The organism is Inquilinus limosus MP06 (genome assembly GCF_000767795.1).
GTDB classification, from domain to species: domain Bacteria; phylum Pseudomonadota; class Alphaproteobacteria; order DSM-16000; family Inquilinaceae; genus Inquilinus; species Inquilinus limosus_E.
Genome location: NZ_JANX01000227.1, coordinates 1 through 9,095 on the forward strand (window position 1 = coordinate 1; position 9,095 = coordinate 9,095).

General features: G+C 70.9%; 10 protein-coding genes. 7 read left to right on the plus strand and 3 right to left on the minus strand.

What is annotated here, in order from left to right; genetic code table 11:
- From P409_RS17775 to P409_RS17785, 3 genes are all read right to left on the minus strand, one after another.
- Positions 1 to 318, minus strand: a 318-nt coding sequence (locus P409_RS17775; protein ID WP_034840459.1) for an ATP-binding cassette domain-containing protein, incomplete at its 3' end; no start/stop codon positions are given.
- Positions 315 to 1,562, minus strand: coding sequence for an ABC transporter permease (locus tag P409_RS17780; RefSeq protein WP_034840464.1), 1,248 nt, complete (start codon positions 1,560 to 1,562; stop codon positions 315 to 317). The genes P409_RS17775 and P409_RS17780, both read right to left, overlap by 4 nt.
- Before the next feature lie 3 nt (positions 1,563 to 1,565).
- Entirely contained in the window at positions 1,566 to 2,567 is a 1,002-nt protein-coding gene (locus P409_RS17785; RefSeq protein ID WP_034840467.1) for an efflux RND transporter periplasmic adaptor subunit, read from the minus strand.
- Between the two features lie 93 nt (positions 2,568 to 2,660).
- On the opposite strand from P409_RS17785, the gene P409_RS17790 reads away from it, so the two are divergent.
- From P409_RS17790 to P409_RS17820, 7 genes are all read left to right on the plus strand, one after another.
- On the plus strand, positions 2,661 to 3,302 hold the full coding sequence (locus tag P409_RS17790; RefSeq protein WP_034840472.1) for a TetR/AcrR family transcriptional regulator: 642 nt from the start codon (positions 2,661 to 2,663) through the stop codon (positions 3,300 to 3,302).
- A gap of 140 nt (positions 3,303 to 3,442) precedes the next feature.
- Complete coding sequence (locus P409_RS17795) at positions 3,443 to 4,216, plus strand: SDR family NAD(P)-dependent oxidoreductase (RefSeq protein ID WP_034840474.1); 774 nt, start codon at positions 3,443 to 3,445, stop codon at positions 4,214 to 4,216.
- A gap of 151 nt (positions 4,217 to 4,367) precedes the next feature.
- Positions 4,368 to 5,198: an enoyl-CoA hydratase family protein gene (locus P409_RS17800; RefSeq protein WP_034840477.1), complete on the plus strand. Its 831-nt coding sequence runs from the start codon at positions 4,368 to 4,370 to the stop codon at positions 5,196 to 5,198.
- Positions 5,198 to 6,367 carry an acyl-CoA dehydrogenase family protein gene (locus P409_RS17805; RefSeq protein ID WP_034840482.1) on the plus strand — a complete coding sequence of 390 codons (1,170 nt, stop codon included), beginning with the start codon at positions 5,198 to 5,200 and terminating at the stop codon, positions 6,365 to 6,367. The genes P409_RS17800 and P409_RS17805 overlap by 1 nt, the downstream gene beginning before the upstream one ends.
- 147 nt (positions 6,368 to 6,514) lie before the next feature.
- Complete coding sequence (locus P409_RS17810) at positions 6,515 to 8,155, plus strand: benzoate-CoA ligase family protein (protein ID WP_034840487.1); 1,641 nt, start codon at positions 6,515 to 6,517, stop codon at positions 8,153 to 8,155.
- Positions 8,152 to 8,619 carry an acyl-CoA thioesterase gene (locus P409_RS17815; protein WP_052120845.1) on the plus strand — a complete coding sequence of 156 codons (468 nt, stop codon included), beginning with the start codon at positions 8,152 to 8,154 and terminating at the stop codon, positions 8,617 to 8,619. The genes P409_RS17810 and P409_RS17815 overlap by 4 nt, the downstream gene beginning before the upstream one ends.
- A 2-nt stretch (positions 8,620 to 8,621) precedes the next feature.
- Positions 8,622 to 9,038: a RidA family protein gene (locus P409_RS17820; protein WP_238578712.1), complete on the plus strand. Its 417-nt coding sequence runs from the start codon at positions 8,622 to 8,624 to the stop codon at positions 9,036 to 9,038.
- Positions 9,039 to 9,095: the final 57 nt, after the last annotated feature.

Below are 9,095 nucleotides of genomic sequence, written 5' to 3' on the forward strand. Positions count from 1 at the left end.
CGTGAACTCCGGCAGCAGGAAGTGGAACTGGAAGACGAAGCCGATCTGCTCCAGCCGCAGCCGGGCCCGGCCGCGCTCGGTCAGTGCTGCCGCCTCCTGCCCGGCGATGCGGAGATCGCCGGCGGTCTGCCGGTCGAGCAGGCCGAGCAGGTACAGCAGCGACGACTTGCCGGAGCCGGAAGGGCCGGTGACGGCGACCAGCTCGCGCTCGCCGATCACCAGCGACACGTCCTTGACCAGCGTCACCGGCACCGTCTCGGGAAGCACCCGGGTCAAGCCCCTGGCCTCGATCAGCTTTCCCGGATTTTGCGGGCTCATGTCGCCCCCCGGATGATCTCGACCGGGTTCAGCTTGGCCGCCTGGCGCGCCGGCAGGTAGCCGGCGATGCCGGCCGCCACCAGGGCGAAGCCGGCGGCGATCAGGTAGTGCCAGGGGCTCCAGGTCAGCGGCAGCTTGGTGATCTCGCGCCCGACATTGGCGCCGGACAGGTGCAGCTCGATGCTGGACAGCGCCAGGCACAGGGCGAAGCCTAGCAGCCAGCCAGCCAGCGAGCCGGCGAGGCCGAGCGTCAGCCCTTCCAGCAGGAACAGCCGACGCATGTCCCGCGCCTCGAAGCCGAGCGACTTCAGGATGGCGATGTCGCGCGCCTTTTCATGGGTGATGGTCGAGACGATGTTGAAGATGCCGAATCCCGCCACCAGCAGGATGGCGCCGACCACCGTGTACATGATGATGTTGCGGATGACGAAGGCCTCCAGCAGGGACTCGTTCGCCTCCTGCCAGGCCACCGCCTTGTAGCCGATCAGCGCCTCGGCCCGCTTCGCCACCGCCGGTGCGGCGTTCGGATCATCGAGCTTCAGCCGGATCTCGTTGATGGCGTTCGGCCGCTCGCTCAGGATCTGGGCGATCTTCAGCAGCACATAGCCTTCGCCCTCGTCGCGGGCGGTGACGCCGGTGTGGAACAGGCCGACGATCTTCACCGCGCGGGTCTGGCCGGTGGCGGAGACCAGGGTGACGGTGGTGCCGAGATCTGCGCCCAGCCGCTTCGCCAGGCTGTCCCCGACCACGATGTTGTTGCCGCCGGCGATCAGCGAATCGAAGCTGCCCTGGCGGAAATCCTGCGCGATCGAGGAGACGCGCGCCTCCTGCCGCGGCTCGACGCCGAAGATGCTGATGCCGATGTCCTGCCCGGCATAGCGGACCACGCCCTGGGTCTTCAGGCTCTTGGACATCTTGCCGGGGATCCAGCCGCTCAGCGCCGCGACGGCCGCGGTCGGGTTCAGGATGCCGCGCCGGTCGTCGCGGGGGCGGAGGCCGGCGATCGCGACCGCGTCGAATTCGTCCTCGGCCGGCTGGCGCGCCGCGGTCCGCCGCTCGTCGGTGATCTGGACATGCGGCATGGTGTCGATCAGCTGGGCGACGAAATCGTCCTCGCCGCCCTGCATCAGCGCCGCCATGGCGATCGAGAAACCGACGCCCAGGGCCGTGCCCAGGATCGCGACCAGGGTCTGCCGGCCGCGGCCGATGATGTGGGTGACGGCGAGGTCGAGCAGCAGCCGCATGGCTCAGCCCTCCGGCGCCACCCGGGCGCCATCGGCCAGCGCCTCGGGGAAGGGGGTGATCACCCGGTCGCCCTCGGCCAGGCCGGACCGTACCTCGATATCCCGGATGCCGCGGATACCGATCTCCAGCGTCCGATGCCGGGTCCGGCCGTCGGCATCGACCGTGACGACGGCGTCGCCGTTCACTGCCTCGGCCGGCACCAGCAGGGCGTTGGGCACGGTGCGGTTGACGATGTTGACGTCGACCGTCATGCCGATGCGGACGGGCGTGTCGTCCGGCAGGGCCAGGCGCACGCGGTAGGTCTTGGCCACCGGGTCGCCTTTCGGGGTGATGCTGTCGACCGTGGCCGGCAGCGCCTGGCCGGGGAAGGCGTCGGCGCGCAGCAGCGCCTTCTGCCCGACCGCGACCAGGGGGATATCCTCCTCGTTGACGTCGGCGATGACCCAGAGGGGCTTCGGCTCGCCGACCCAGAACACGATGGTGCCGGGGTCGATGATCTCACCGACCTCGCCGTCCTTGCGCAGCACCAGGCCGCGCATCGGCGCGCGCAGGACATAGTTCTCCAGCGTCGCGGTCTGGCCGGCGATCATCGCGTCCAGCCGCGACAGCTCGCTGCGCGCCTGGTCCAGGGCCTGGACGCTGGCGACGTTGCGGCCGGCCAGGACGATCTGCCGGTCATGCTCGGCCGCTGCCAGCTTCTGCCGCGCCTTCAGCTCGGCCAAGGTCGCCTCGGCCTCGCGGCTGTCCAGCCGGGCCAGCTCGGCGCCGGGCTCGACCGCCTCGCCCTCGCAGTCGCAGATCGACACGATCCGTTCCCGCACCAGCGGCGTCACCTTGGCCCAGACGCGCGGCTCGATCACGCCGGTGGCGTAGACGATCTGCGCCGCCTCGCCGCGCCGGGGCGCCACGGTCGCGACCGCGGTCGGGCGGACGAACAGCCAGAAGGCGGCGCCGGCGATCAGCGCGAGCACCAGGACGACGGACAGGATGCGGACGGTCTTCAACTGCGGCTCCGAAAGCGGCGAGTCGATGAGAATATATATACGAAACAGTATCGTTTCGATATATGATTCGAGAGCAGACGCGGAGGGCTCGATGTGACCACAGCGGAAACCGGGGGAAAGCGGGCACCGGGGCGGCCCCGCAGCCGGGCGGCGGAGGAGGCGATCCTGAAGGCGGCGCTGGATCTCTTCCTGGACCATGGTGTCGAGGGAGCGAGCATCGAGCGCATCGCCAGGCGCGCCGGGGTCGGCAAGACCACGATCTATCGCCGCTGGTCGTCGAAGGAGGAGCTGCTGGCCCAGGCGATGGGCCGGGTGCGCGAGAATGCCGAGCGCGACATGGGCGTCACCGATTTCCGCGACTTCGCCGCGCTGCCGCTGGGGCCGACGCTGCGCCGGATGATGGAGCAGGGCGCCGAGCTGATGGCGAGCGACGAGAACCGCAAGCTGCTGGCCCGGCTGATCGGCTCGGTGCAGAGCCATCCGCGGCTGATGGCGATCTACTGGGAGACCTATCTGCGGCCGCGGCGCGAGGCCTTCGGGATGCTGCTGGACCGGGCGCAGGCGCGCGGCGAACTGCCGGCCTCGGCCGACACCGCCATGCTGCAGGACATGATGGGCGGCGCCATGCTGCACCGCCTGCTGATCGACCCGGCGCCGCCGACCGCGGAGGATCTGCGGGACTATCTCGCCCGCCTGCTGCGGCAACTCGGGCTGGCGGAGCCGGCCGAAGGCTGACGGCCGTTCGGTCCCGCCGTCATTGCGAGGAGGCGAAGCCGACGAAGCAATGACGGTGTAGGCCCGAAACGGTCTCCCCATCCCGACAGGTCCTTGCTCGCGAGATGTTTCAAGCTTAAAGTATCTCTCGGGAGGTCGGCATGACGGCAGCTTCATCCCTGAACGGGCACCACGCCCTGGTCACCGGCGGCGGCAGCGGCATCGGGGCGGCGGTCGCAGCGACGCTGACGGCGCGGGGCGCGTCGGTGACCGTGCTGGGGCGGACCGAATCCCGCTTGGCCGCGACCGTGGCCGCCGGCAAGGCCGCGGCCCACGCCGTGGCCGATGTGACCCGGCCGGAGCAACTGGAGGCCGCGATCGCCCGGCTGGCCGCGGATCACGGCCCCATCGACATCCTGGTCAACAATGCCGGGGCGGCGGAAAGCGCGCCCTTCGCCCGCACCGACCGGGCGCTGTGGGACCGGATGATCAGCCTCAATCTCGGCGCGGTGTACGACGCGACCAGGCTGGTGCTGCCGGGCATGGCCGAGCGCGGCTGGGGCCGGGTGATCAGCATCGCCAGCATCGCCGGGCTGACCGGCTTCCCCTATGTCGCCGCCTATTGCGCCGCCAAGCACGGCGTGGTCGGGCTGACCCGGGCGCTGGCCCGCGAATTCGCCACCAAGGGCGTCACCGTCAACGCCGTCTGCCCCGGCTACACCGACACCGATCTGGTGCAGGGCGCGGTCGCCCGGATCGAGGGCAAGACCGGCCGCAGCCCGGACGAGATCCGGGCCGAGCTGATCCGCGGCAATCCGCAGGGCCGTCTGATCCAGCCGGAGGAGGTGGCGGCCGCCGTCGCCTGGCTGGCCGGGCCGGAGGCGGCGAGCGTCAACGGCATCGCGCTGCCGGTGGCCGGCGGCGAGGTGATGTGAGCGACCGTCTGGAAATGCTACTGGCGCGGCCGTCTGACGGCGGTTTCTGCGCTTCCGGTGCTCACGCACCCATGTGCGCTGCGCTCCGGTTCTCGAAACCACCACTAGCCGACTCACGCCAGCGCATTTCCAAACGGCCGCCGAGGTCACGATGAGCCAAGCCCCCATCGCCCCGCCGCTCTCCACCTACCAGGCCCGGCACGTCCTGTGGTCTGTCGAGGGCAAGGTCGCGACCGTCACCCTGAACCGGCCGGAGCGGAAGAACCCGCTGACCTTCGACAGCTATGCCGAGCTGGTGGCGATCTTCCGCGCGCTGGCCGCGGATGCTGAGGTCAAGACGGTGCTGGTGACCGGGGCCGGCGGCAATTTCTGTTCCGGCGGCGACGTGTTCGAGATCATCGGCCCGCTGCTGGACCGCGACATGGCCGGGCTGCTCGACTTCACCCGCATGACCGGCGACCTGGTGAAGGCGATGCGCGCCTGCCCGCAGCCGATCGTGGCGGCGGTCGACGGCGTCTGCGCCGGGGCCGGGGCGATCCTGGCCATGGCGTCGGATCTGCGGCTGGGCACCGCGCGCAGCCGCACCGCCTTCCTGTTCGCCCGCGTCGGCCTGGCCGGCTGCGACATGGGCGCCTGCGCGATCCTGCCCCGCATCATCGGCCAGGGCAGGGCGTCGGAGCTGCTGTTCACCGGCCGCAGCATGGACGGGGTTGAGGCCGAGCGCTGGGGCTTCCTGAACCGGCTGGTCGAGCCCGAGGCGCTGCTGGACGAGGCGACGGCGCTGGCCCGGTCGCTGGCCGACGGCCCGACCTTCGCCCATGCCATGACCAAGCGGATGCTGCACCAGGAATGGGACATGGGCGTCGACCAGGCGATCGAGGCCGAAGCCCAGGCCCAGGCGGTGTGCATGCAGACCCGCGACTTCCGCCGGGCCTACGAAGCCTTCGCCGCCAAGTCCCGTCCGGTGTTCGAGGGGAACTGATGCCCGATCGCAGCTTCCTCGACTGGCCCTTTTTCGAAGACCGTCATCGCACCTTGGCGGCGGAGCTCGACGCCTGGGCCGGCGCCACCCTGCCGGACCTGGTCGACCATCACGACGTCGACGGCTCCTGCCGCCGCCTGGTGGCGGCGCTGGGCCGGGACGGCTGGCTGCGCCACGCGGTGCCGGCCAGCCATGGCGGCGTGGCGGAGCGGCTGGACGTCCGCAGCCTGTGCCTGATCCGCGAGACCCTGGCCCGGCATGACGGGCTGGCCGATTTCGCCTTCGCCATGCAGGGGCTGGGCACCGGCCCGGTCACCCTGTTCGGTACCGACGCGCTGAAGGACCGGATCCTGCCGCCGGTTCGCGACGGCGGTGCCATCGCCGCCTTCGCCCTGTCGGAGCCTGAGGCCGGGTCCGACGTCGCCGCCACCGGCACGACGGCGGTGCCGGACGGGCCGGACGCGGTGCGGATCGACGGCGTGAAGACCTTCATCTCCAATGGCGGCATCGCCGACCATTACGTCGTCTTCGCCCGCACCGGCGAGGCGCCGGGCGCCCGCGGCCTGTCTGCCTTCCTGGTGCCGGCCGACGCGCCGGGGCTGACGGTGGCGGAGCGGATCGAGGTGATCGCGCCGCATCCCCTGGCGACGCTGCGTTTCGAAGGGTGCCGTATCCCGCTCGCCGACCGCATCGGCGGGGCGGGGGAGGGGTTCAAGGTCGCAATGGCGACCTTGGACGTGTTCCGTTCCACCGTCGGCGCCGCGGCGCTTGGCTTCGCCCGCCGGGCGCTGGACGAGGCGCTGAGCCGCGCCCGCGGCCGGAAGATGTTCGGCGGGGCGCTGGGCGACCTGCAGCTCAGCCAGGCGGCCCTGGCCGAGATGGCGACCGAGATCGACGCCAGCGCGCTGCTGGTCTACCGCGCCGCCTGGGCCAAGGACCGGGGCGCCGCGCGGGTCACGCGCGAGGCGGCGATGGCCAAGCTGCACGCGACCGAGGCGGCGCAGCGCGTGATCGACCGGGCGGTGCAGCTGTTCGGCGGCCTCGGCGTCACCCGCGGCGTCAAGGTCGAGGAGCTGTATCGCGAGATCCGCGCGCTCCGCATCTACGAGGGCGCCACCGAGGTCCAGAAGATCGTCATCGCCCGCCATCTGCTGGCGGAGCCGGAGTGACCGTCATGGTGCGAACCGTTTGTAATCCCAAACTGTCATTGCCGGGCTTGACCCGGCAATCCAGAGGGTCTCGACAGCTTCTGGATGCCCGGGTCAAGCCCGGGCATGACAACAAAAGCCAATAAGAAAACGGACGGGAGAGGCGAGATGGAGACGAAGAGCGCGCATGTCGACAGCTTCGCCGGCGACAACCTGCCGCCGCGGGAGCAGTGGCCGGAGTTCCGCTTCACCCTGCCGGCGCTGCAATACCCGGCGCGGCTGAACTGCGTCACCGAGTTCCTGGACCGCCATGTCGCCGAGGGCCATGGCAACCGGCCCTGCCTGATCGCGCCGGGCGTCGAATGGAGCTATGCCGAGCTGCTCGACCGCGTCGACCGCATCGCGCAGGTGCTGGTGCGCGACGCCGGGCTGGTGCCGGGCGACCGGGTGCTGCTGCGCTCGGCCAACAACCCGATGATGGTCGCCAGCTATCTGGCGGCGCTGAAGGCCGGGGCGGTGGTGGTCGCCACCATGCCGCTGCTGCGCGCCAAGGAGCTGGCCTTCATGATCGAGAAGGCGCGCGTGCGGCTCGCCATCTGCGATTCCAGGCTGCTGCCGGATCTGGAGACGGCGCAGGCCCAGGCGCCGGTGCTGCAGCATGTCCTGACCTTCGGCGGCGGCACCGATGCCGACCTCGAGGCGCGCATGGGCACGGTGCCGGCCGGCTTCGCGCCGGTCGACACGGCGGCGGAGGACATCTGCCTGATCGGCTTCACCTCCGGCACCACCGGGGTGCCGAAGGGCACGATGCACAACCACCGCGACCTGCTGGCGATCTGCGATGCCTATTCCGGCCAGGTGCTGCAGCCGAACGAGTCCGACCGCTTCATCGGCAGCCCGCCCTTGGCCTTCACCTTCGGGCTCGGCGGGCTGGTGCTGTTCCCGATGCGGGCCGGCGCCTCCACCGTGCTGCTGGAGCGCGCGTCGCCCGCGGAGCTGCTGGACGGGATCGAGCGCTTCCGCCCCACCATCTGCTTCACCGCCCCCACCGCCTACCGCGCCATGCTGGCGCAGAAGCCGGGGCGCGACCTGTCCAGCCTGCGCCGCTGCGTCTCGGCCGGCGAGGCGCTGCCGGCCGCGACCTACGAGGCCTGGCGCGACGCCACCGGCATCGAGATCACCGAGGGCATCGGCGCCACCGAGATGCTGCACATCTTCATCGCCTCCAGCCCCGGCGCGGTGCGGCCGGGGTCGACCGGCACGGTGGTGCCGGGCTATGAGGCGAAGATCGTCGACGACGATTTCAACGAGCTGCCGGCGGGCGAGGCAGGGCGCCTTGCCGTGCGCGGCCCGACCGGCTGCCGCTACCTGGCCGACGACCGCCAGCGCGCCTATGTCCGCGACGGCTGGAACCTGACCGGCGACACCTATCGCCGCGACGCCGATGGCTATTTCTGGTACCAGGCGCGGTCGGACGACATGATCGTCTCCTCCGGCTACAACATCGCCGGGCCGGAGGTGGAGAACGCGCTGCTGACCCATCCGGCGGTGCAGGAATGCGGCGTGGTCGGCGTGCCGGACCCCGACCGCGGCCAGATCGTGAAGGCCTATGTCGTGCTGAAACCCGGCCATGCAGCCGACGCGGCGACCCGCAAGGCGCTGCAGGACCATGTGAAGGCCGAGATCGCGCCCTACAAATACCCCCGCGCGGTGGAGTTCCTGGAGCGGCTGCCGCGCACCGAGACCGGCAAGCTGCAGCGCTTCCAACTGCGCCGCATGGCGACCGAAGCACCGGCGAAGGCCTCATGAACGACACCCGCCCCGCGCCGCTGCCCGCCGCCGACCTGCCCGCGGCCGCCTTCACCGCCCGGCAGCCGATCCGGTTCGAGCATTGCGACACCGCCGGCATCGTCTTCTTCGCCCGCTACTTCACCATGATGCAGGGCGCGGTGGAGGCGTGGTTCGAGGCCGAGCTCGGCCTCGACTACGCCGACATCATCCAGCGCCGCCGGGTCGGGCTCGGCTATGTTCGGGCCGAATGCGACTACGTGAGTCCGGCGCGGTTGGGCGAGGTGCTGGCCCTGACCCTGCTGGTCGAGCGGGTCGGCCGCAGCTCGATCGCCCTGGCCTTCCACGGCCATCGCGATGGCGAACCGGCCCTGATCGGCCGGCTGGTGCTGGTGACCACGGATATCGTCGAGACGGTGTCGATCCCGGTCCCGGCGGACATCCGGGATGCGGTGGAATCCTATCAGCGGAGATGCGCGACGTGACCATGATCGACCAGATGGCCGCCGGCGGCCTGGTGACGCTGCAGCCGGAAGGCTGGCCGGCGCCGAAGGGCTATGCCAACGGCATGATGGGAACCGGCCGGGTGGTGTTCGTCGGCGGCCAGATCGGCTGGGACGCCGAGGGCCGCTTCGCCCAGGGCATGGTCGGCCAGATCGCCCAGGCGCTGCGCAACATCCTGGCGGTGCTGGCCGCGGCCGGGGGCGGGCCGCAGCACATCGCCCGGCTGACCTGGTACGTCACCGACATGGAGGCGTACCGTGAGAACCTGAAGCCGCTCGGCCGCGCCTATCGCGAGGTGATGGGCGCGCATTACCCGGCCATGGCGGTGATGCGGGTGGTCGAGCTGGTGGAGCGCGAGGCGCTGGTCGAGATCGAGGCCACCGCCGTGCTGCCGGAGTGATGGGGATCATGGAGCAGCGGACGGTTTCCCTGACGAGTTCCCCCTCCCCTCGCGGGA

Bases quoted from the DNA above. Each gene is read 5' to 3' on its own strand.
- P409_RS17780 (WP_034840464.1), bottom strand. From the start codon at position 1,562: ATGCGGCTGCTGCTCGACCTCGCCGTCACCCACATCATCGGCCGCGGC.
- P409_RS17795 (WP_034840474.1), top strand. From the start codon at position 3,443: ATGACGGCAGCTTCATCCCTGAACGGGCACCACGCCCTGGTCACCGGC.
- P409_RS17800 (WP_034840477.1), top strand. From the start codon at position 4,368: ATGAGCCAAGCCCCCATCGCCCCGCCGCTCTCCACCTACCAGGCCCGG.
- P409_RS17805 (WP_034840482.1), top strand. From the start codon at position 5,198: ATGCCCGATCGCAGCTTCCTCGACTGGCCCTTTTTCGAAGACCGTCAT.
- P409_RS17810 (WP_034840487.1), top strand. From the start codon at position 6,515: ATGGAGACGAAGAGCGCGCATGTCGACAGCTTCGCCGGCGACAACCTG.
- P409_RS17815 (WP_052120845.1), top strand. From the start codon at position 8,152: ATGAACGACACCCGCCCCGCGCCGCTGCCCGCCGCCGACCTGCCCGCG.
- P409_RS17820 (WP_238578712.1), top strand. From the start codon at position 8,622: ATGATCGACCAGATGGCCGCCGGCGGCCTGGTGACGCTGCAGCCGGAA.